Origin of the sequence: Aquisalimonas sp. (assembly GCF_007120195.1) — a bacterium.
In the GTDB taxonomy this organism is placed as follows: Bacteria; Pseudomonadota; Gammaproteobacteria; order Nitrococcales; family Aquisalimonadaceae; genus Aquisalimonas.
In genome coordinates this window covers 1-22236 of sequence record NZ_SKOG01000273.1, presented here as the reverse complement: position 1 = coordinate 22236, position 22236 = coordinate 1, and the positions used below count along the sequence as shown (strand labels likewise).

At 64.3% G+C, this 22236-nt stretch carries 20 protein-coding genes and 1 pseudogene; 15 read left to right on the top strand and 6 right to left on the bottom strand.

What is annotated here, in order from left to right:
- Positions 1-16: 16 nt before the first annotated feature.
- The 6 genes from thiS to nfi all read left to right on the top strand — a co-directional run bounded on the left by thiS (position 17) and on the right by nfi (position 3919).
- Positions 17-217: a sulfur carrier protein ThiS gene (gene thiS / locus QZT63_RS18770; RefSeq protein WP_290653414.1), complete on the top strand. Its 201-nt coding sequence runs from the start codon at positions 17-19 to the stop codon at positions 215-217.
- 36 nt (positions 218-253) lie between these two features.
- Complete coding sequence (locus tag QZT63_RS18765) at positions 254-1036, top strand: thiazole synthase (protein ID WP_290653402.1); 783 nt, start codon at positions 254-256, stop codon at positions 1034-1036.
- 10 nt (positions 1037-1046) lie between these two features.
- The gene (gene trmB / locus QZT63_RS18760; RefSeq protein ID WP_290653400.1) at positions 1047-1784 is read left to right on the top strand and encodes a tRNA (guanosine(46)-N7)-methyltransferase TrmB; all 738 of its coding nucleotides are present in this window, start codon (positions 1047-1049) and stop codon (positions 1782-1784) included.
- Between the two features lie 2 nt (positions 1785-1786).
- Entirely contained in the window at positions 1787-2821 is a 1035-nt protein-coding gene (locus tag QZT63_RS18755; protein WP_290653398.1) for an NADP(H)-dependent aldo-keto reductase, read from the top strand.
- A gap of 78 nt (positions 2822-2899) precedes the next feature.
- Complete coding sequence (locus QZT63_RS18750) at positions 2900-3202, top strand: DUF6763 family protein (RefSeq protein WP_290653396.1); 303 nt, start codon at positions 2900-2902, stop codon at positions 3200-3202.
- Between the two features lie 36 nt (positions 3203-3238).
- Positions 3239-3919, top strand: coding sequence for a deoxyribonuclease V (gene nfi, locus QZT63_RS18745; RefSeq protein ID WP_290653394.1), 681 nt, complete (start codon positions 3239-3241; stop codon positions 3917-3919).
- Between the two features lie 263 nt (positions 3920-4182).
- On the opposite strand, the gene QZT63_RS18740 is transcribed toward nfi, so the two are convergent.
- Complete coding sequence (locus QZT63_RS18740) at positions 4183-5370, bottom strand: response regulator (protein ID WP_290653392.1); 1188 nt, start codon at positions 5368-5370, stop codon at positions 4183-4185.
- Between the two features lie 258 nt (positions 5371-5628).
- On the opposite strand from QZT63_RS18740, the gene QZT63_RS18735 reads away from it, so the two are divergent.
- Positions 5629-6012, top strand: a complete 384-nt coding sequence (locus tag QZT63_RS18735) for a DUF6394 family protein (RefSeq protein ID WP_290653390.1) — start codon at positions 5629-5631, stop codon at positions 6010-6012.
- A gap of 21 nt (positions 6013-6033) precedes the next feature.
- A complete protein-coding gene (locus QZT63_RS18730; RefSeq protein WP_290653388.1) occupies positions 6034-7779 on the top strand; it encodes an NAD-binding protein in 1746 nt (581 codons plus the stop codon).
- On the opposite strand, the gene QZT63_RS18725 is transcribed toward QZT63_RS18730, so the two are convergent.
- Positions 7763-8167: a tetratricopeptide repeat protein gene (locus QZT63_RS18725; RefSeq protein WP_290653386.1), complete on the bottom strand. Its 405-nt coding sequence runs from the start codon at positions 8165-8167 to the stop codon at positions 7763-7765. The genes QZT63_RS18730 and QZT63_RS18725 overlap by 17 nt on opposite strands.
- 228 nt (positions 8168-8395) lie before the next feature.
- A complete protein-coding gene (locus QZT63_RS18720) occupies positions 8396-9781 on the bottom strand; it encodes an AmpG family muropeptide MFS transporter (RefSeq protein WP_290653384.1) in 1386 nt (461 codons plus the stop codon).
- A 268-nt stretch (positions 9782-10049) separates the two neighbouring features.
- Here QZT63_RS18720 and trxB point away from each other — a divergent pair, with 268 nt between their 5' ends.
- Positions 10050-11009: a thioredoxin-disulfide reductase gene (trxB, locus tag QZT63_RS18715; RefSeq protein WP_290653382.1), complete on the top strand. Its 960-nt coding sequence runs from the start codon at positions 10050-10052 to the stop codon at positions 11007-11009.
- Between the two features lie 128 nt (positions 11010-11137).
- A complete protein-coding gene (locus QZT63_RS18710; RefSeq protein WP_290653380.1) occupies positions 11138-11461 on the top strand; it encodes a glutathione S-transferase N-terminal domain-containing protein in 324 nt (107 codons plus the stop codon).
- A 133-nt stretch (positions 11462-11594) separates the two neighbouring features.
- Here QZT63_RS18710 and QZT63_RS18705 read toward each other — a convergent pair.
- Both QZT63_RS18705 and QZT63_RS18700 read right to left on the bottom strand, forming a co-directional pair.
- Positions 11595-11693 (bottom strand): annotated as a pseudogene (locus tag QZT63_RS18705) (exodeoxyribonuclease III); the annotation flags it as partial.
- Positions 11694-11786: 93 nt separating this feature from the next.
- The gene (locus tag QZT63_RS18700) at positions 11787-12971 is read right to left on the bottom strand and encodes an acetyl-CoA C-acyltransferase family protein (protein WP_290653378.1); all 1185 of its coding nucleotides are present in this window, start codon (positions 12969-12971) and stop codon (positions 11787-11789) included.
- A 440-nt stretch (positions 12972-13411) separates the two neighbouring features.
- On the opposite strand from QZT63_RS18700, the gene icd reads away from it, so the two are divergent.
- The 3 genes from icd (at position 13412) to pyrE (ending at position 18702) form a co-directional block, all read left to right on the top strand.
- The gene (gene icd / locus QZT63_RS18695; protein ID WP_290653376.1) at positions 13412-15172 is read left to right on the top strand and encodes an isocitrate dehydrogenase (NADP(+)); all 1761 of its coding nucleotides are present in this window, start codon (positions 13412-13414) and stop codon (positions 15170-15172) included.
- A 230-nt stretch (positions 15173-15402) separates the two neighbouring features.
- A complete protein-coding gene (ppc, locus tag QZT63_RS18690) occupies positions 15403-18048 on the top strand; it encodes a phosphoenolpyruvate carboxylase (protein WP_290653374.1) in 2646 nt (881 codons plus the stop codon).
- Positions 18049-18060: 12 nt separating this feature from the next.
- Positions 18061-18702 (top strand): orotate phosphoribosyltransferase, encoded by a 642-nt coding sequence (gene pyrE / locus QZT63_RS18685; RefSeq protein WP_290653372.1) that lies wholly within the window; start codon positions 18061-18063, stop codon positions 18700-18702.
- Between the two features lie 72 nt (positions 18703-18774).
- Here pyrE and QZT63_RS18680 read toward each other — a convergent pair whose 3' ends face one another.
- A complete protein-coding gene (locus QZT63_RS18680) occupies positions 18775-19626 on the bottom strand; it encodes an alpha/beta hydrolase (RefSeq protein ID WP_290653370.1) in 852 nt (283 codons plus the stop codon).
- Here QZT63_RS18680 and QZT63_RS18675 point away from each other — a divergent pair.
- Both QZT63_RS18675 and pfkA read left to right on the top strand, forming a co-directional pair.
- Positions 19595-20737, top strand: a complete 1143-nt coding sequence (locus QZT63_RS18675) for a hypothetical protein (protein ID WP_290653368.1) — start codon at positions 19595-19597, stop codon at positions 20735-20737. The two genes, QZT63_RS18680 and QZT63_RS18675, sit on opposite strands and share 32 nt — an antisense overlap.
- Positions 20738-20745: 8 nt before the next feature.
- Positions 20746-21747, top strand: a complete 1002-nt coding sequence (pfkA, locus tag QZT63_RS18670) for a 6-phosphofructokinase (protein WP_290653366.1) — start codon at positions 20746-20748, stop codon at positions 21745-21747.
- Positions 21748-22236: the final 489 nt, after the last annotated feature.

The window sequence follows — 22236 nt, the reverse complement described above, 5'->3', positions numbered from 1 at the left end:
AATGCAAGCAAACGGCATGTACATCGAACTCAACGGCCAACGCACAGCGATTCCCGGGCCAGTCACGGTGGCCGACCTAATCGCCCGCCTGGATCTGGCCGAGCGGCGCATCGCTGTGGAAGTCAACGAAGACGTCGTGCCGCGAAGCCAGTTCGGGCGACGTCACCTGCAACCCGACGACCGGGTGGAAATCATCCACGCCATTGGTGGCGGCTGACGCCACCAGTGGCGATTGCTCCAGGATCTGTAAACCATGACCGACGACGCCCTCGTCATCTCTGACCGTACGTATAAGTCCCGGCTCCTGGTTGGCACGGGTAAGTACCGGGACTTTGAAGAGGCCGGCGCGGCGATCGCCGCCAGCGGCGCCGAGATCGTGACTGTCGCCCTGCGGCGCTCGAACATCGGCCAGGAACCGGACCAGCCGAACCTGCTCGAGATCATCCCCCCGGAGCGCTACACCATTTTGCCCAACACCGCGGGGTGCTATTCGGCGAAGGACGCCGTGCGCACGTGTCGACTTGCGCGCGAGTTGCTGGACGGGCATACGCTCGTGAAACTCGAGGTCCTGGGGGACGGAAAAACCCTGTACCCGGAGATGCGCGAGACCTTCAAGGCTGCGGAGACGCTGGTGGCGGACGGCTTCCAGGTCATGGTCTACATGACCGACGACCCGATCGCCGCCCGTCAACTGGAGGAGATCGGTTGCGTGGCGGTGATGCCGCTGGCCGCGCCGATCGGCTCGGGGCTCGGCATCCAGAACCCGTACAACCTACTGGAAATCATCGACAACGCCCGTGTGCCAGTGCTTGTGGACGCGGGGGTCGGCACTGCCTCGGACGCCACCGTGGCCATGGAGCTCGGCTGTGACGGTGTGCTGATGAACAGCGCCATTGCCGGTGCCCAGGATCCGGTCCGCATGGCCACGGCCATGCGCCACGCCATCATTGCCGGGCGTGAGGCGCGCCTGGCCGGCCGCATCCCGCGCAAGCGATACGCCAGCGCGTCCTCACCGGTCGATGGCGCGTTTTTCTGACCGCACAACGATGACCAGCGCCGACGACATCCAACTCCGCCGCGTTCGCAGCTTTGTGCGCCGGGAGGGGCGTCTGACCGACGCCCAGAAGCGCGCACTGGGCGCCCTGCACGCCCGTTATGGGCTGTCACCGGGCAACCATTCCCTGGATCTTGAAGCGGTGTTCGGCCGGCAGGCGCCGGTCATTCTCGAAATCGGCTTCGGCAACGGCGACTCCCTCGCCACCATGGCGCAAGCCCACCCGGACGTCGATTACCTCGGTGTAGAAGTCCACCGCCCCGGCGTGGGACGGCTGCTCAATCTGGTTGCGGAGAGAGGCCTGAGCAACGTTCGCGTCATCTGCCACGATGCCGTGGAGGTCATGGAACGGCAGCTACGGCAAGGCTCACTGGCAGGTATTCAGTTATTCTTCCCGGACCCGTGGCCCAAGAAGCGCCACCACAAGCGTCGCATTGTCCAGCATGACTGGGTGGAACTCGCGGCCAGCCGGCTCCGTCCAGGGGGCTGGCTGCACCTGGCTACGGACTGGGAGGACTACGCGCAGCACATGTTGTCCGTCATGGAGGCGAGCCCGCGATTCGCGAACGCCAACGGCCGCAACCGGTACGCAGAGTCCCCCGGCGATCGGCCGCGCACTCGGTTCGAGGAGCGCGGCACCCGCAAGGGCCACGCGGTACGCGATCTCATCTACTGGCGCTGTGGGCAGGATGCGCCCGATTTCGGCGACCAAATCAACCAAGGGGGCTGAGCATGCAATACCGTCCACTGGGCGCGAGCGGGACCGATGTCAGCGCCATCTGCCTTGGCACCATGACTTGGGGCGAACAGAACACTGAAGCGCAGGCCCATGAGCAGCTCAGTTACGCGGTGGACCAGGGCGTCAACTTCATCGATACCGCCGAGATGTACCCGGTGCCGCCGCGGGCAAAGACCATGGGCCTCACGGAGCAGTATATCGGCAGCTGGCTGAAGGGCCGCCAAGACCGGGACCGGCTGATTCTCGCCAGCAAGATCGCCGGCCCCGGCCTGGACCACTGCCGTGGCGGCGCGTCACGGCACGCGGCGGATCAGCTGCGTGAAGCGGTGAACGGCTCCCTGGAGCGTCTGCAAACGGACTACATCGACCTCTACCAGCTGCACTGGCCCGCGCGCAGCGCCAACTACTTCGGCAAGCTGGGCTACCGCCCCAAGGACGATGACATCCTCACGCCGATCGAGGAGACCCTGGAGGCGCTGGATGGGCTGGTGCGCGAGGGCAAGATCCGCTGGATCGGCCTCTCCAACGAAACCCCCTGGGGCGTGATGACGTTCTTACAGCGCGCGCGGGTGGGGCGCTGGCCCCGGGTGCAGTCGGTTCAGAACCCGTACAGCCTGCTCAACCGCACCTACGAGGTGGGCCTGGCCGAGGTCAGCCACCGTGAGCAGTGCGGCCTGTTGGCCTACTCGCCCCTCGGTTTCGGCATGCTCAGCGGCAAGTACCTGAACAATCAGTGGCCACAAGGCGCACGTCTGACACTCTTTGACCGTTTCCAGCGCTACCTCAACGAGGCCGGCAAGGCGGCAACCGCCGACTATGTGGAGATCGCGCACAGATACGGCCTTGAGCCCGCACAGATGGCATTGGCCTGGGTGGCCAGCCGTGCGTTCGTGACCAGCACCATCATCGGTGCCACCACCATGGAACAGTTGCGCAGCAACGTCGCCAGCATCGACCAATCGTTGGACGAGGCCGTGCTTCAGGACATCGACGCGGTGCACACGCGAAGGCCCAACCCCTGCCCCTGATGCTCACGGGCCTTGCTCAAGCCCGCCTGGGCTTCTATACCTACCAATGCCTGGGATTGCCTGGGGGGAGGAGTAAGCATGGGAATGCATTACCAACCAGTCGTCGGCGATTGGTATGAAACGGCCGCCGGCGAAGTGTTCGAAGTGGTGGCCCTGGATGCCGAGGAAGGCACCCTCGAGATCCAGTATTTCGACGGGGCGATCGAGGAGCTCGAGCTGGAAACCTGGCTGGAGCTCGAACTGATCCCCATCGAGCCACCGGAGGACTACTCTGGGTCACTGGATATCTCTCGGGAGGATTACGGCGCCGAGATGGATGACATGCCGGCGCGCTTTCGCCTCGGTGATAACCCCCTAGACGGCTTCGACTTTGACCGCTGAGTTCCTGCTGATCCGACCACCGGCTACTAGGCGCTCATGGTCGACACCACCTGCCATGCATGGTCCGTTGATATCCGGTCCGCCCGCACGATCCAGGTACAACTGGCCAAGCGCGTACGACTCGTGGATGAGACGCGGAATGTAACCACCGTCGCCGGTGTCGATACGGGGTTCGAGGGCGAGGGGGCCATTGCGCGCGCGTGTATTGCCGTCTTCCACTGGCCTGACTTGGTCCTGGCCGAAACCGCGATTGGGCGCCAGCCGGTGACCTTTCCTTATGTCCCTGGGTATCTCTCCTTCCGGGAAATGCCGGCGATCCTGGAGGCCGCGGAAAAGCTCTCGACGCTACCCGATCTCCTGCTGTGCGATGGCCAGGGCATCGCCCACCCGCGTCGCCTGGGCATCGCGGCACACCTGGGTGTCTGGCTTGACCGGCCTGCTATCGGGGTTGGCAAAAGCCGGCTGTGCGGCACGCACGGTCCCGTCGCGGAGGAAAAAGGCGCAACACGCGCTCTGTACGATGGCGACGACCGCATCGGTACGGTGGTTCGCACACGCACGAAGGTCCGGCCGCTGTTCGTGTCACCGGGCCACCGCGTCGATCACGGGGCGGCCGTCCGCTGGGTGCTCGCGACCGTCGGACGCTATCGCCTGCCAGAGCCCATTCGCGCGGCGGATCATGCCGCCTCGCGCCGTATCCGCACGAGCAGTCACTGACCATCGGCAGCGTTGCGTTGTCGCGCGTCGACAACGGTGAGCGACGGCTTCGCCCGCACGCTCTATCGCAGACGGCGCTGTGTGCCCGGAGAACGCAATACGCGCCCCGGCGGTACCATTAGCAGGCTGCTGCAAAAGGCGTGAGGACGGCCAGATGCAAGGCGCACGGAGCGCAGCAACCGCAGCGTATGCGCGAATACGTGAGGATTGCGAGCACCGCTCAACGCCGCAGATGGCCGCCGCAGCCCTATTTCAGCAGCCTGTTAGACGGCGATCAACAGCGCGGCCAAAACCCCAACCGCCAGAACGGCTCCGCCGAGCAGCATTAGACGGCGCAGCCGCCCATGTGCGACCAGGGTCTCTTCGACTGCTGTTTGGGCAGCGGCCGCAGCGGCCTCGGCCGCGCGCTCGCGGACCCACTGACTCAGTGCGTCCTTGAGCGCCGGGACGCCTTGATGCGTCACTGCGGCGGTAAGCTGCTCGCGGAAGGCATCAGTGCCCAAGAGACTATCCAGGCGCTGCACGACGATGGCGTCCACCTGCTCGGCAATGGCCGCCGGATCCTGTGCACTCGGCTGCTGCCGCGCCAGGGTGGCCCCTACGGCGTGCTCGGCGGCCTGACGGCCGGCCTGCTCCGCCTGCCCGCGAATGCTTGCCGCCGCCTGCTCCATTGCCTCACAGGCGGATTGCTCTGCCGCCGCTCTGGCCGCTGCCATGGCGTCGTCACGACAGCGGGTCAGGCCTGCGTCCAATTCGCTGCGCAGGTGCTCGTCGACATCACCCGCGGCGCGGACTTCTTCCAGGCCCTGACGCAGGGTGTCGCGCAGCTCGGCGTCCACCCGTTCGAGCTCCAGCTGCCAATGCGCCCGGGCTTCGTCCAGCTGCGGACCCAGAGTATCAAGGGCCACAGCCTCCGCCGCTTCGCGGGCGCAGCGCTCGATGGCCTGGGCATCCGGCATAGACGCCGCCGGCATGCCCCCACCCGCCGGCTTGTCCGCTGCGCTGGCCGCCACAGGCGGGTCGACTGCCTCCTGCGAGGTAGGCGCTACAACCGGGGTTACCGGCTCTGCGGTCGAGGGGGACCAGGCCTCCACATCTCGCAGAACGGCTTCGAGGCCGTCCTCGCTGGTGGGTTTGGACAAAAACCCACAAATGCCCAGCTCCCGGGCGCGCTCACGGTCACTGTCCGTATCCTGGGACGTGTACATCACCAGCGGCAACGGCTCGTGCCCGGGCATGGCCTGAATCGCCCGTGCCGCTTCGAAGCCGTCCATGTCCGGCATCATGTAGTCGAGGAAGACCACATCCGGCGCTTCTCCCCGCAGGTACTCAAGGGCCTCCCCGCCGGAGCCGGCCAGATCGACCTCAAGGCCGCGACGTCCAAGCAGCTTGCTCAGAGCCACACGGGCCAGGCGCGAGTCATCGACCACCAGGGCCTTGCTTAATGCCATTCTTTACCCTCCCCAAAAGCGGCAGCAGACACTCTCGCCCCTGCCTGATTAACGCGCTGCCCCCGAATCAGCCTCTCCAGGCTGGAGGCCTCAGTCACTGGTCCAACTATCCCATGAGCCGGCCACCGGTTTTGCGCGACCGGTCACAACATCATGGGCTCGCCGCCGTGCGCGCCGCTGGCGTGCTAACTTTAGAGGGTCTACAAAGCGCATTTCAGGATAGAGCGCGGCAGCGAATCCAGATAGGGGGCACACCTTATGCACCTTGAGAAAGTAATCTTCGGTTTTTTTATCCTGCTCGCCGTAACTCTCAACTTCGGCTTTGTTCTGGGTGAGTTCGACAACCCGGCGCACCACAATGTCTACGAGCTGTTCGCCGCCATCGTCGTGAGCCTGATCGCAACGGTGCTCAAGTTCGGGGAGCGCACTCAGATTGGTGCCGTGCTGCTGGCGGCCAGTCTGGTTGCTGATCTGCAGCTGATCGCCGCCGCCATCGTCTGGGCCGTCGCTGTCCATGTGGTCGAAGTCGGGCTGCCCCCTGCGGTTATGGCCGGCATCGTCTCCCTCGCCGGGGGCGCTCTGCTCGCCAACATGGTCTCGGCAACCCTGCTCGTGATCGAAACCAGCAGCCTGCAGCGCTGAGCAAGTACGGAGCTACTCCCCATGCCCCGGGATATCGGTGTGGCGAAAACTGTGGTACCGATGGTCATGCGGCGCATGCGACCGCCGCTGATCGTGCTGATGTCCGCTTACGCCATTGCCGTTGTCGGCCTGACCCTGGTGCCGGGTCAGGATGGCCAAGGCGACCCCTGGCGCACGGATTTCTTCCATGCCTTCTACGTCATCACCTACACCGCACCGACGATCGGCTTCGGCGAGATTCCCTACGAATTCACCGCAGCTCAGCGGATGTGGGTGACTTTCAGTATCTACCTGACCGTGCTGGCGTGGCTCTACGCCGTGGGGACAATCATCTCCCTGATGCAGGACACTGCCTTTCGTGCGGCGATCCAGCGCGGGCGCCTCCACCGTGCCGTACGTCAGATTGGCGAGCCTTTCTACCTAATCTGTGGTTATGGGGACACGGGAAGCCTGTTGGTGCGAGCCCTGACCGAGCGCCGACGCCGCGTTGTCGTGATCGATCAGGCGCAGAGCGCGATCGAGAATCTGGAGCTGAGGGATCTCACCGTGTATGTGCCAGGATTTCAGCTGGACGCAGAGATTCCGGAAAACCTGCTCACCGCCGGCGTCAAGCAGCGCTGGTGCGCGGGTGTCGTTGCCGTGACGAACAGCGATCACGCCAACCTCAAAATCGCACTGACGAGTAAGCTGCAGAGTCCGAGGGTGACCATGGTGGCGCGCGCCGACAGCGAGGAAGCGACCGCCAATATCGCCTCGTTCGGCACGGATGCGGTATTCAATGCCTACGACAGTTTCGCGGAGCGGCTGTGCCTCGCTATCCGCCGCCCGGACATGCACCGCATCCAGGACTGGCTCACGGGCATCCCCACGACAAGCCTGCCCGAGCGACCCCAACCACCTGAGGGCACCTGGATCATCTGCGGCTTCGAGCGGCTCGGCCGCGCCGTGCACCGTATGCTGCGTCAACAGGGCATCCATACCGTCATTGTGGACCCCACCGGCGAGAGCGACAGCTGCCCGCCGGATGCGATTCCCGGCAAGGGTACGGAAGCGCAGACACTCAGGCAGGCAGGAATTTACTCGGCGAGCGCGCTGCTGGCGGGCACGTCAGATGACGCCGACAATCTCTCCATTGTGATGACCGCCCGACAACTCAATGACACGATCTTTATCGTGGCCCAGGAGAATGAGCTCTCCAGCAAGCCGCTGTTTCGCGCCGCGGGCGTCGACCTGGCAGTGGAGCCCAGCTACATCCTGGCCAGTCGGATTCTGTCGCTGCTGAACGCACCCTTGCTGGAAGACTTCCTGGAGCGGGCGCGTGGCGAAAGCGAGGAATGGCAAGCGGCGCTGGTCCAGCGCATCCGCGCGATTGCCGGGCGCACGATCCCGGAGACCTGGACGCTGCGGATCAGTGCGATTCGTTGCTCTGCGGTCATCGAAGCCCTGGAGGAAGGCATGGAGGTGACAATGAAGGGACTGGTGCACCACCCGCGGGACCGGGAGCGGCGCTTGGACTGCATCCCCCTCTTGTTGTCACGCAAAGGCGAGGTGACGCTGCTGCCGCCTGAGGACACGCAGCTCGCCCGCGGCGATCGAATCCTTTTCTGCGGCACGGACCGGGCACTGGGGTTGATGCGCATCCCGCTGCACCACATCGAGAACCTGCGCTACATGCTCACTGGCGAAAGCAAGGGTGAGGGCATCATCTGGCGTTTCCTGACACAGCGACAAAAAGCCGGTCGGGGTTTGCCTAATCCCCGACCGTAACGCTGCCCTCAGGCTGCAAGGCCAGCCACGCCCGCGCATGGCTGCAGCCGTTCATGGCCGCACGGTAGAACCACTGCACCGCCTCGCTATAATCCACCCCGACACCGCGGCCCTCGGCATACATCACACCCAGGTTGTGCTGGGCCTCGGCGTGCCCGCGCTCGGCCGCGGCACGCAGCCACGACACCGCCAGCTCGCTATTGCGAGCCACACCCTGCCCGGTGGCGTGAAGAAAGCCGAGAGCATGCTGCGCCTCCGGAGAACCACGCAATGCGGCTTGTCGGTAGAACCGCGCCGCGGAGGCCAGATCCGTGACGACTCCATCACCCATTTCGTAGCGTCGCCCGATTGCGTAAGCCGCCTGTGCCATATCGTTATTGCTCGTCATTGGTGTCCCCGCATCCTTGAGCCTTGACTCTGTCACCCTGCAATGAGACACCAAGCACAATTCGGGCCAACCAATAAAGCGCATTCAAAAGAAAAGCTTATGATCCATTGATAAACAACATGACGCGCGACGGCGCCACGACACGTCACCGTCCGGTCGCGTTGCGTCACCCGGGGACCCGGTTACGACGCCGGCATACGCAGAGCGCTTCGTCACGCTCGCGCGCAATTACTCCGCGTTGCCCCTGCCAGGTTGGTGAATGTCGTCGGGGTGGGCGATGCGCAGAAGCACAAGGGCGAGCACGATCGCGGGCACGCCAATGCCCGCCGCATACAGGAAGAACCAGACCCATCCCACCTGCTCCGCCAGCCAACCGGTGAATCCGCCCAGGATCTGCCCAGGCAGCGTCATGAGGGAGCTGAACAAGGCGTACTGCGTGGCCGTATAGGCCGTGTTGGTCAGACTCGCCAGATAGGCCAGAAAGACAGAGATGGCCATGCCGCCAGTGATGTTGTCGGCCATGATCGCCAGTACCAGCCCGTAGATCTCTGGCCCGATCACGGCGAGCCAGGAGAAGGTCAGGTTGGTAAGCGGTGCCATTATCGCGGTAAAGATCAGCATGCGGGCAATGCCGAAACGCAGAACCAGGGCCCCGCCGATCACCGCACCGCTGAGGGTCATGCCCAGACCAAAGGCCGCAGCAACATTGGCGATTTCGCCCTTGGTAAAGCCGAGATCCAGGTAGAACGGGTTCGCCATGACGCCCATGACGATGTCACTGATGCGGAATGTCCCCACGAACAAAAGCACCGCCAGCGCCGCTAGCCCGAAGCGCTTGAAGAAGTCTGCGAAGGGGCAAACCACCGCACCCAGAAACCACGCCGTGAAATCACGCCGCCAACCCTGATGCCGCGTCTGTGCCAGATAGGCGACCACGCGTTCCTCGAGACGCTGCGTTTCAACGCTGATCGCCACCGCCGGCTCACGAACGATCAGCGTGGTGCTTATGCCGACGGCCATGAGCACGGCCATGGCGCCATACGCCAGGCTCCAGCTGCCCACGGAGGCGATGTGTAAGGCGCCGGCGCCGGCCATGAGAATGGCAAGGCGGTAACCGGTGACGTAAGTGGCCGCCATCGCGCCCTGGCGTTCAGGTCCCACGGCTTCGACCCGGTAGGCATCCACGGCGATATCCTGGGTCGCCGAGCCAAACGCCGTCAGCACCGCCCAAAGCGCCACAAGCCAGAGATTGGCCACCGGGTCGGTCAGGGCCATGCCCAGCAATCCAACGCCCACGGTGACCTGAGCAAGCAGTATCCACGCCCGCCGGCGACCCAGCACCCGGGTCAGCCCCGGCACAGCCAAGCGATCCACCAACGGCGCCCAGAGAACCTTGATGCTGTGGGCCATGCCTACCCAGCTCAGAAAGCCGATGGCGGCCAGTTCCACTCCCAAGTCACGCAACCAGGCCGTGAACGTGCCACCGACCAACAACAGCGGCAGCCCCGCAGCGAACCCGAGGAACAGCATGCCCAGCACCCGCGGGTGCAGGTACACGCGCAACGGTTCAAATCGGGACGGCGTTGCTCGGGCCGCGGCCGCGGACTCGGACATGCTCAATTTCCTGGACTCTCGCTCCGGCTCATGGCGATGACGATGGCGGGACTTTAGCCCGTATGCCTTTGCGAGGGAAACGCTCGAGGGGCACTGACCACCAGACAGGCGATCGCAGTGCGCCTGATTTGTGACTGCCACCCGCAGTCTGATCTGGCATCACCCCTCCGCACGAGAGCCCATGCTGCGTTAAAGTACACGGCGGTGCCGAACGCGCCGGCCGAAGGGCATGTGATGCCATGGCGCGATACAACGTTCAGGAGTGACCATGCGTGAAGCGAAACACCAGCCGCTGCTGATCCTGGGTTCCGGACCAGCGGGGTATACGGCCGCCGTGTATGCGGCGCGCGCAAATCTCAACCCCGTGCTGATTACCGGCATCGAGATGGGAGGGCAGCTGACCACGACCACGGACGTGGACAACTGGCCGGGTGATGTGGAAGGCCTTCAAGGCCCCGACCTCATGGAACGGATGAAGGCCCATGCAGAGCGATTCGGCACAGAGATCATCTTTGATCACGTGCACACCGCGAGCCTGGATCAGCACCCGTTTCGCCTCGCCGGCGACGCCGGCGTGTACACCTGCGATGCACTCGTGATTGCCACGGGCGCCAGCGCCCAGTATCTGGGCCTGGAGTCGGAGTCTGCGTTCATGGGTAAGGGCGTCTCTGCATGCGCCACCTGTGACGGTTTTTTCTACCGCAACCAGAAGGTCGCGGTGATCGGTGGCGGCAACACCGCCGTGGAAGAAGCGCTGTACCTGTCCAATATCGCCTCCCACGTCACCCTGGTACACCGGCGTGACCGACTGCGGGCGGAGAAGATCCTGCAGGACAAGCTGTTTGCGAAGGCTGAGGCCGGGCAGATCACACTCCAGTGGAATCACACCCTTGACGAAATCCTCGGCGACAGCAGCGGAGTGACCGGCGCACGCGTGAAGGCCACGCACACGGGGGAGATCAGCGAACTCGGCGTCTCCGGCGTGTTCATCGCCATTGGCCACAAGCCGAACACGGACATTTTTCAGGGCCAGCTGGACATGCAAGGTGGCTACATCCGCGTCAAGAGCGGCCTTGCCGGCGATGCAACGGCGACCAGCGTGCCCGGTGTGTTTGCCGCCGGCGATGTCATGGACCATGTCTACCGCCAGGCTGTCACATCCGCGGGGACAGGCTGCATGGCGGCCCTGGACGCAGAACGTTACCTTGACCAGCTACCAGAGCATTGAAACGAACGTCCAACGGGTTTACAAGTTAGGAGTGAACAGTGGAAACCCGGGGTTGTGAAATGGCAGGGAAAGCCTCAGGCTTTGAGCAGGCCCCAAAACCCATGACGAGCGCTTGAAAGAAGAGAATCATGGCGACGAGTCCCCAGAATCCAGGTGTTGTAACACGCAGCGCCGAAGAACAGAAGCGGGTGGACCGGGAGACCGACCAGCTTGCCTTGTACTACCACGAGACCTGCCCGCTGTGTCTCCGGGTCTTGCGCACCAGCGAACGTCTGCGCCTGAAAATCGAAAAGCGCAATATCCGGCAGGTGCCCGCTTACCGTGACCAGTTGCTACAGGGCGGTGGCCACTGCAAGGTGCCGTGTCTGCTGATCCAAAAGGACGATGGCTCGCTGGAATGGCTGTACGATTCCGACGCCATCATGGATTACCTGGAAGACCGGTTCGCGTGATCGCAGGGCCTCCGGCGGTGTGCGCCCTCGACGCAGCCGTGTTGACGGTCGCCTGACGCTGTTGGCTGATGCGCCCGGGATATTGCCGAGTGCCTGATCGAAGGGCGCGGTGCCGAGTCGATCCTCCTGCGCCTTGAATCTCCTGCAGGCACACGACATCCGCGTCCCGGCCCGGCAACCAGTCGAGAAAGCCCTTCCGGGCGACGGCACGGATGCCGTTGCAATTAAGCAAACGCTGACGATGCGCATGGGGGCGGGACCGTTCAACGGTGCAGGAGCGTCCGGAGGCGCCCCTGCACCGTGGATCAACATACGAGTGGCTGTATTACATCCGCTCGTACAAAGCCGCAATACCTTGTCCGCCACCGATGCACATGGTCACCACGGCGTAACGGCCACCGGTGCGCTGTAGTTCATAGAGGGCCTTGACGGTCAGGTTGGCACCAGTGGCACCGATGGGATGCCCCAGAGAGATTCCGCTGCCATTGGGGTTGACCTTATCCATGTTCAGCTCCAGGTCACGGCACACGGCCAGGGCCTGGGCGGCGAAGGCCTCGTTGATCTCCCATACATCCACCTGATCAGCGGTAACGCCGGCACGCTCCATGAGCTTGCGCACCGCCGGCACGGGGCCGATGCCCATATATTTTGGCTCCACGGCGGCAACGGTGCCAGCCACCAACCGACCCAGCGGCTTGAGGCCAGCCCTGTCGGCAGCACCCGCTTCCATCATGGTGACAGCGGCTGCGCCGTCGTTCAGCGAGGACGCATTGCCCGCCGTCACGGTGCCGCCCTCACGCTTGAATACAGGCTTCATGCCCGCGAGGGCCTCCATGTTCGTGCCGCGCCGTGGGCCTTCGTCGGTATCAAACACCTTGGTGCCCTTCCGGCTCTTGATCTCCACAGGCATGATTTGCTCGCGGAAGCGACCCCCATCAATGGCGTCGGCCGCACGGCGGTGGCTCTCGGCCGCAAGAGCGTCCTGGTCCTCACGGGAAATGCCCCATTTCTCGGCCACGTTTTCTGCGGTAACGCCCATATGACATTTGTCGAACGGATCAGTAAGGGCGCCAACCATGGCGTCCAGCATGGTGCCATCGCCCATGCGCTGCCCCCAGCGACCCGAGGGTAACCAGTAGGGGGCGCGCGACATCGCATCGCCACCACCACCGACCACGCAGTCCGTGTCGCCGCTGCGGATGTAGTCGGCGGCCGTCAGTATCGCCTGCAAACCGCTACCGCAGAGGCGATTCAGCGTCAACCCCGGGGTCTCCTCGGGCAGACCACCATTGATGGCCGCCACACGGCCCAAGTACATATCCCGAGGCTCGGTGTGGATCACGTTACCGAAGACCACGTGACCCACCTGCTCCGGTGCCACCCCGGCGCGCCGCACGGACTCGCGCAGGACATCTGCGGCAAGATCGCCCAGGGAGACATCTTTGAGCCCGCCCCCATAGGTCCCAATGGGCACCCGGGCAGCTCCAACCACTACGACTTCGCGTGTCATCACTCTCTACCTCCTGGTTTGCCGGCTCACCGAGAGCCCGCCACCACCGTCCGCGGGACTGGTGGACTGTCTGGCTGGGCATTGTAGTTGGCGCCCGATCCGGTGTCGACTGAGGCCGCCCCCTTCCTTGAACGCTTGCGTGACCCCGATGCAAAATAGGCGGCCACCGAGCGGGCCCTCGCGCCGCCTTTTTCGAATGCGGCGGCGAGGCCCGAGGGGTCCAGTGCGTACTGCGGGGGACTGTGACCGCACGCCTTGCCCGCCCCAGACTATACTCTCCACGGTGGCGGGTTGCTCCGCCGCCCGCCGAGAAACAGTTATAATCAGGTCTGACGAGCAGGCCGCCAGGTCACGATCCGTGGCGCCCCGTCCATGCCGGACGTCAGGCGCGAGAAGTACAAATCCACACGGGTCTGGCGTGAACCACGAGAGGAGGACGCATGACGGGACATATCTCATACCCCAGTGGTGGCCAGAAGATTACCGTTAAGGACGGTACGCTCCAGGTTCCCGACCAGCCCATCCTCGGCTATGTCGAGGGTGACGGCATTGGACCGGACATCAACTCGGCGTCGATGCGCGTCTGGGACGCAGCCGTGCATAAGGCCTACGGAGGCAAGCGCAAGATCCACTGGGCAGAGCTTTTCATGGGCGAGAAAGCTGCCGGATTGTACGACGGCGACTACTTCCCCGCCGAAACCAAAGAAGCGCTGCAGGACCTGCTTGTCTCCATCAAAGGCCCCCTGACCACGCCGGTGGGGGGTGGATTCCGCTCACTGAACGTGGCTTTGCGCCAGGATCTCGACCTCTACGCCTGTGTCCGTCCGGTGCGTCATTTCGCTGGGGTTCCCTCCCCGCTCCGGCACCCGGAAGAAGTCGACGTGGTGATCTTTCGCGAGAACACCGAAGACGTCTACGCCGGCATTGAATACCAGTCCGGTACCGAGGAAAACCGCAAAGTCGCCGACTTCCTGCGCAACGAAATGGGCGAGCGTTTCTTCGAGGACGCGGGCCTCGGCGTTAAGCCCATCTCAGAGTTCGGCAGTAAACGCTTGGTACGCAAGGCCATTCAGTACGCCATCGATAACAAGCGCGAGAGCGTCACCCTGGTCCACAAGGGCAACATCATGAAGTTCACCGAGGGTGCGTTTCGCTCCTGGGGCTATGAACTTGCGCGCGAGGAGTTCGGCGACTCGACCATTACCGAGGAAGAGCTCTACAGCGCCTACGGCGGCAAGCGCCCCCCAGACAAAGTGGTGATCAAGGACCGGATCGCCGACATTATCTTCCAGATGATGCTGTTGCGTCCGAACGAGTTCGACGTGCTCGCCACGATGAACCTCAACGGCGACTACCTCTCCGATGCCGTCGCGGCGGAAGTGGGCGGCGTGGGCATCGCCCCTGGCGCCAACATGAGCGACAACGTGGCGGTATTCGAGGCCACCCACGGCACGGCACCCAAGTATGCCAACCAGGACAAGGTCAATCCCGGCTCGCTGCTTTTCTCCGGCGTGATGATGCTGCATCACATCGGCTGGTCCGAGGCGGCGGATCTCATCACCGCGGCGTATGAGGAGGTCGTCACCAGCAAGATCGTCACCTACGATTTCGCCCGCCAGATCGAGGGTGCGTCCGAAGTCAAGACCAGCCAGTTCGCCGATGCCCTCATCGCCGAGATCCAGGGGGATCTGGATCTGGAGCAGTTCCGTTCCGAGCGTGACCAGGCCATCGAAAAGGACCGCAAGACCCGCGAGCTGCGCCGGGTCTCGTCGCCGCTCGAGGAAATGGTCGCATCCGGCCGCATCCCCCACACGGTGGGAGACCTGATGAACCCGAACCCCGTCTCGGTGCCGGCGGACACCAACGTGGAAGATGCCATGCACCTGATGCGCGACAAACGCATCAGCAGCGTCATCGTGCGCCCGGGCGAGGACGGCCAGTGGGGAATCATGACTCAGCGTGACGTGCTCTCCCGCATTGTTCAGCCCAGCCGCCGGCCGAATACGGTCAAGGTGGGCGAGGTGGCCTCAAAGCCGCTCGTGAGCGTACCGGTGGACATGACCCTCCACGAGTGCGCGCAGAAGATGAGCGGCAGCAACATCCGGCGCTGCGCGGTCACCGACAAGGAGCAGGAGCCCATTGGCATTATCTCCGACACGGACATCTTCGCCAGCGTCGAGCAGTTTGGGCTGCCCGAGTGAGTTTGCCGGTGGCATGAAGCGCGCCCGCCGCGCAATTGCCCTCACCGTGCATCTAATGGTGCACCCTACGCCCTTCGATCAGCGCACGTGGGCTGGCTGTCGGGGGTAGGGTGCATTCGCGAATGCGTCATGCCCCGTTCGAACTACCGCGCCACAGGAGCAGCCGCACTCTGAGGCCTGGAGATACGGATCGACGCCCCTCGACGCGCTGCCGCACCGGATAAGGCACCATGGTCGACACAACCCCCGCCGAACAACCGCTGCGCGACAACATCCGTGAGCTGGGGGACCTCCTCGGGCAGGTGCTGCAGGAGCAGGGAAGCCAGGATCTCTACCAAACCGTCGAGACGATCCGACGCTTGGCGAAACGGGCGCGCGGCGGCGATAGACTCGCAGCACGTGAACTCGAGAGCACCCTGACCGGTCTGGGCGACAACATGATCATGCCCGTGGTCCGCGCCTTCTCGCAGTTTCTCAACCTCGCCAATATCGCCGAGCAGCACCACCGCGTGCGCCGCAGCCGGGCCTGGGCACGCCACCCGGATGCCGAACCACTGCGCGGCTCCCTAGAGGAAGGCTTCCAGCGTGTGGCCGCCGTAACCGAGCCGGATGCCCTGTTCGATGCCGTGTGCAACATGCATGTGGGCCTGGTACTGACCGCCCACCCCACCGAGGTCACCAGGCGGACCCTGTTGCAGAAGCATAACCGCATCGCAAGCATGCTTGAGATCAGGGATCGCCTGGATCTCACCCCCGATGAGACCCACGAACTCAACGCGGCCCTGAAACGCGAGGTCACGGCAGCCTGGCACACCGACGAGATCCGTCAACGCCGCCCCTCGCCTCTGGACGAGGCACGTTGGGGTTATGCCGTGGTGGAACAGACCCTCTGGGATGCCATCCCACGTCATTCCCGGCGTCTGGACCGCATGCTGCGATACCACACCAACCGTGCGCTGCCGCTGGACGTCGCAACCATCCGATTCGATTCCTGGATGGGCGGCGACCGGGATGGCAATCCGCGCGTCACGGCTCGGGTGACACGTAACGCCTGCCTAATGGCCCGCTGGCAGGCCGCCAGCCTATACGAAAAGGAGGTCACCCAGCTCATCTCTGAGCTCTCCTTGCAATGCCGCGATGCGGACCTGCGCGAGCACGTGGGCGACGCCTGGGAGCCCTACCGTGTGGTACTCAAACGCGTGCGCGCGCGGCTGCGCCTGACCTTGCGGGGGCTGGAAGCCCGGCTGGACGGTAAGGCGCTGCCGGAAGGCGAAATCTACCAGCACGTGGAAGACTTCCGCCGGCCGCTGCTGGAGTGCTTCCACTCGCTGCACCGCTGCGGCGCAGGTGTGGTCGCCGATGGCCGCCTGCTGGATCTGCTCCGGCGCGTGCGCTGTTTCGGCCTCACGCTGATGCGCATCGATATCCGCCAGGAGGCCAGCCGTCATACCGCCACCATGGCGGCCATCACGGGCGCTCTGGGCCTGGGTGACTACGCTCAATGGGACGAGCACGAGCGCCAGGCATTCCTGATCCGTGAGTTGAACTCCCCGCGGCCCCTGATTCCCCGGTGCTTCGCACCCGATGAGGACGCCCGGGAAGTGCTGGAAACCTTTGAGGTGATCGCGGAACAGGGCCCCGAGAGTCTGGGCGCCTACATCATCTCCATGGCGGCGAAGCCTTCGGACATCCTGGCCGTCGAGCTCCTGCAGCAGGAAGCGGGCGTCACGCACCACCTGCGGGTGGTGCCATTGTTCGAGACCCTTGACGATCTGGAGGGGGCTGAGGATTGCCTGGATCGCTTGCTGGAGATCGATTGGTATCGCCAGCGTATCCAGGGTAAGCAGGAGGTCATGATCGGCTACTCGGATTCCAGCAAAGATGCGGGGCATCTCACCGCGGCGTGGGCGTTGTACCAGACCCAGGAATGTCTGCTGGCCTGCTGCCGGCGCAATGGCGTCGCGCTCACCCTGTTCCACGGGCGGGGTGGTTCCATCGGTCGCGGGGGTGGCCCGACTCACGCCGCCATCCTGTCCCAACCGCCGGGCTCGGTAAACGGCAGTCTCCGGGCCACCGAACAGGGCGAAGTCATCCAGGCCAAGTTTGGCCTGCCGGGAATTGCGCTGCGCAACCTGGAACTCTATACCACCGCCGTGCTGGAAGCGACGCTACAACCCCCGCCGGAGCCCAAGCTGGTATGGCGGGAGCTGATGGATCAGCTCTCGGCCACCGCGGTGGACGCCTATCGCGGTACAGTCCGGCACACGGCGGGATTCGTCGATTACTTCCGGGCAGCCACCCCCGAGCAGGAAATTGCCGGCCTGACCATCGGCTCACGGCCGGCAAAGCGCCGTGAGACAGGCGGCGTCGAGAGCCTGCGGGCCATCCCCTGGATCTTCAGCTGGACCCAGACCCGGCTGCTACTGCCGGCCTGGCTAGGTATCGGCGAGGCCATGGGTCAAGCGATCGAGCGTGGCGAGGCCGATGAGCTACGGACCATGTTCGCCAAGTGGCCGTTCTTCCATGCGCTGCTCGATATGGTGGAAATGGTTTTGGCCAAGGCCGATCCGGACGTCGCCGCCCAGTACGACCGGCGCCTGGTCCCCGCCGAGCTGCAAGCGCTCGGGGAGCAGTTGCGGGAGCGTTATCACCGTACCCTCGATGGAGTGCTCACGGTCACCGGGCACGACCGGCCGCTACAGGACTTCCCGGTCGTGCGCCGCTCAGTGGACGTGCGCAACCCCTATGTCGATCCCCTCAACCGGCTGCAGGTCGAGCTGCTGCACCGTGTGCGACACCGCAACGAGGAACACCTGCGCAAGGCGCTGCAAGTGTGCATCAACGGCATCGCCGCCGGAATGCGCAATACCGGATAGTGGAAATACGCGATGGAGCAATACCAAGAGGATTTCCTCGACTTCTCTGTGCAGCGGGGCGTGCTGCGCTTTGGCGAATTCGAGCTCAAATCAGGCCGGATCAGTCCCTACTTCTTCAACGCCGGGCTTTTTAATACCGGCCGTTCACTGGCCGCCCTGGGTGGTTACTACGCCCGCGCCATCATCTCCCACGGCGTCGCGTTCGACATGCTCTACGGGCCTGCCTACAAGGGCATCCCGTTGGCGAGTGCCACGGCCGTCGCACTGGCCAATGAGCACGATCGCGATGTGCCGTGGGCGTTCAACCGCAAGGAGCCGAAGGACCACGGTGAAGGGGGCACCATCGTCGGCGCTCCTCTCGCCGGGCGTGTACTGGTCGTCGACGACGTCATCTCCGCTGGCACCTCGGTGCGAGAGTCCGTGGACATCATCCGGGCCGCCGGTGCTGCGCTCGCCGGTGTCGCCATCGCCTTGGACCGCAAGGAACGCGGTACCGGCGAGCGTTCCGCCGTCGAACAGGTGCACGAGCGCTATGGCGCGCCAGTCATCCCGATTGTGGACCTCGACGACGTCGTGACGTGGCTGGAACGCCGTGGCGACCCGAACGGGGCGCTGGCGACAATCCGTGGGTACCGGGCGCGCTACGGGGCCTAGCGGCGATTCTGGTATAATCGCCACTGACGATGGCACCTCAACAACGTGCCCTGCAACCCACGCCATTTGTATCTACAGCGTGTCGAACCAGCGCCGCAGCCCTTGGGTGTAGACCTCCCGGCTGCGCAGAAACCCGGTATTGTGATCCCCCTGCATGCGCAAGAATTCCTTCGGGTCCGAGGCCGCCTCATACAGAGCCTCGCCGTGGTGAAAAGGGATGATCTCGTCGTCCGGGCTGTGCACCACCAGGACCGGTGCATCCACGCGCTGGACGAACTCCCGTGTCGGGTACTCGATACGCGCGAGCAGGCGAACCGGAAAGATGGGATAGAGTTCAGCGCCCAGATCCGGCGCCGCGGTGAACGCCGACTCGAGGATCAAGCCGCCTACCTCGCGCTCTGCTGCCAGGTGCGCTGCAACCGCCGCGCCCAGGGAGCGGCCGAAGGCAATCACCTGGTCGGCCGGTACCCCCCGGGAGTCCACCACATAATCCCAGGTTGCCTGCGCATCCCGGTACAGCCCGTCTTCGGACGGGCTGCCGCTGCTTTGGCCGTAGCCCCGGTAATCGATAATGAGCGTGGCCACGCCCAGCTCGTGGAAAATCCCCAGGCTATCCAGGCGGTGGCTGATGTTGCCCGCATTGCCATGGAAAAAGAGCACGGTGTGGTGTGGCTCATCGTCAGCTGGCAGGTACCATCCATGGAGCCGCTCACCATCGGCTGTTTCGATGATAACGTCATCCCACCGCAGGCCGACGTCGGCGGGCGTTGCCGTCAGCTCGCGCCCCGGCACACCGGGTAGGTGGATTAGCCGTGACTGCATCCCGTAGAGTAGGAGCATTAAACCCACATACACACCCAAGGCCATCAGCGCGATGACGGCTGCCGTCCCCATGAAACCCCTTGTGCGCCGTTGCTTGCTCATACTGGTGCTCGGCCTGCTCGTGCTTACGCTGACGGGCTGCGCCAGCGTCCACCGCGGTTACGAAAGCATGCTGTTGCTCCGCGACGTCCAGGCGGGCGCTGAGGATAGCCGTCTGAAGCGCGTCACGGAAGATCCGACTCGTTCTACGGTAGCCTATGAGATCGCGGATCGTGAACATGTCGCCGACATCTATCGACCGGCCGGCCGCGAACCGCGCGGGACCCTGGTGCTGATTCACGGATTCACCGAGCACGGCCGCCGCGACCCTCGCATGGTGGAGTTTGCCACCTCCATGGCGCGCTCGGGCTTCGTGGTGGTGGCCCCGGATGTGCAAGGGCCGAAAACCTTTGCCGTCAGCCTCGATGATGCGCGCGATATCGGCGATACGCTGCGTTACCTCATCACCGAGGCCGAGGATCGCACCGAGCCGCCGATCGGCTTAATGGCGTTCAGCTTCGCCGCGGGCCCGACTCTGATCGCCGCCAAGGATAGCGCGGTCGCCAAGGACATCGGCTTCGTCATCGCCGTGGGCGGCTATTACGACATCCAGGATGCCATCAGCTACGTGACCACGGGCGTCGATCCCATCAGCGGTCGCGAGGCCGCGGTGCCGGAGCCCCGCCAGGAAGGCAAATGGGTGGTGCTGCTGAGCCAACTCGACCGCATCGATAACGACGAAGACCGCGAGCTGTTGCGCGAGATCGCCGAGCTGAGGCTCCAGGATCCCTGGCGATCGGTGGAGGACGCGGCGGCACAACTCGGCGAGGAAGGCCGACCCGTTTACGAGCTGATCACCAACACGGACCCGGAGCGCGTCAGCGCGCATATCCAGGCGCTGCCGGAGCAGATCCGTGAGGAGCTCGTCGGTCTGGACCTGGCCCAAAGAGACCTGTCCCAGCTGCACGCCGAGCTGATCCTGGTGCACGGGACCGACGACGACGTCATCCCCATCGGACATAGTGAGCAGCTGAAGAAGGCTTTGGGCGAGGAGCAGGCCCAGCTGTTTCCGGCCGCAGGTCTGCACCACGTGGACGTCTCGCCTGGGCTGCGTGGCGGCTGGCAACTCTGGCGCGTCGCTCGTCTGGTGTTCCGGATCGCCGACGAGGAGTGACCTAACGCATGTGGACCCTCCCTGAAATTGCCGTCACCCGCGAGCTCCGGCGCCTGGCCGTGCTGACGAGTGGAGGCGACGCACCCGGCATGAATGCAGCCGTGCGCGCCATCACCCGTACGGCGATCGCACGGGGTCTGGAGGTATTCGCCGCAGAACGCGGCTTCAGCGGCTTGGTGAACGGCCCACTGCGCCCCCTGGACGTGGCCGCGGTGGGCGGCATTCTCCAGCGCGGCGGCACCATCTTGAAAACGGATCGCTGTGAGGCCTTTCTGCAGCCTGCCGTGCGCGCGCGGGCGGTTGAGGACCTCCGCCACCAGGGTATCGGGGCCCTGATCGTCATCGGCGGCGACGGCTCGCTAACCGGCGCCCACCAGCTGACCACGGAGACCGGACTGCCCGTCATCGGCCTGCCCGGCACCATCGACAACGACATTGTCGGCACCGAGGACACCATCGGCTTCGACACGGCCGTCAACACGGCGCTGGAAGCCATCGATCGCGTCCGCGACACCGCGTATTCCCATGAACGGCTCTTCCTGGTGGAGGTCATGGGACGCAGTTCCGGGTTTATCGCCGTAACCGTGGGCATCGCCGGCGGGGCTGAAGCCATTGTCCTGCCTGACCGCTCCATTGACGCCGCGACGCTGGTGAGCGAATTGCCAGGAAGGCGGTTGCGGAACAAGCCGAGTAGCCTGGTCGTGGTCGCCGAGGGCACGGATCCGACCTACACGCAGCGCCTGGCGGCGGAGCTCGGCTCGCTGGGACACCCGGCACGGGCCTGCATTCTGGGCCATATCCAGCGCGGGGGCAGGCCCAGTGGCCACGACCGGGTCCTGGCATCCCTCCTTGGCGCCAGCGCCGTAGACCACCTTCTAGGGGGTTACACGGACGTCATGCTGGGTATGCGCAAGGGTCGGATCGCCACGACGCCACTGCAGCGCGTCGCCCATGAGCGCAAGCCACTGCCACCGGCCTGGCTGGAGCTGGCGCGAACACTTGCGAGCTAGTCCGAAGTTCCCTGCCGAGTTAATTGTCACGTCTTTGTTTAATTTATAGAAACAGGAAGAGTTAAGTTTACGACACTGGGAACATTCGGATCAGCTCCAGGGCGCGGCGCTGCATGGGCGTCGACTCGGTATACTGGACGATCACCGGACTGTCGGGGTCGGATTTGAGTTGGCAGCGATCGCGAGCTCGAAGTGCGTGGCCATGTTGTGGCGGCTAAGTGCGCGCTCGGCCTTGGCGCCCTCCGGACTACCTGAGCACAGCCACCCCATTCGTTTATGCCAACGTTGGCAAACGAAACAATTGGTTGTTCAGCCACACTCCGCCAGGCGCGCACACGGGCGCCGCGATCTACAGCCTCATTGAAACTGCCTTATGCCGAGCTCGGCATAAGGCAGTTTATGCCGTCCGCCAAACTATGCCGAACGGGGATGCTCTTCCCCAGATTCAGCGTGAGTGGCACATGATGTAGTCGGCATAGTCTTGTATCT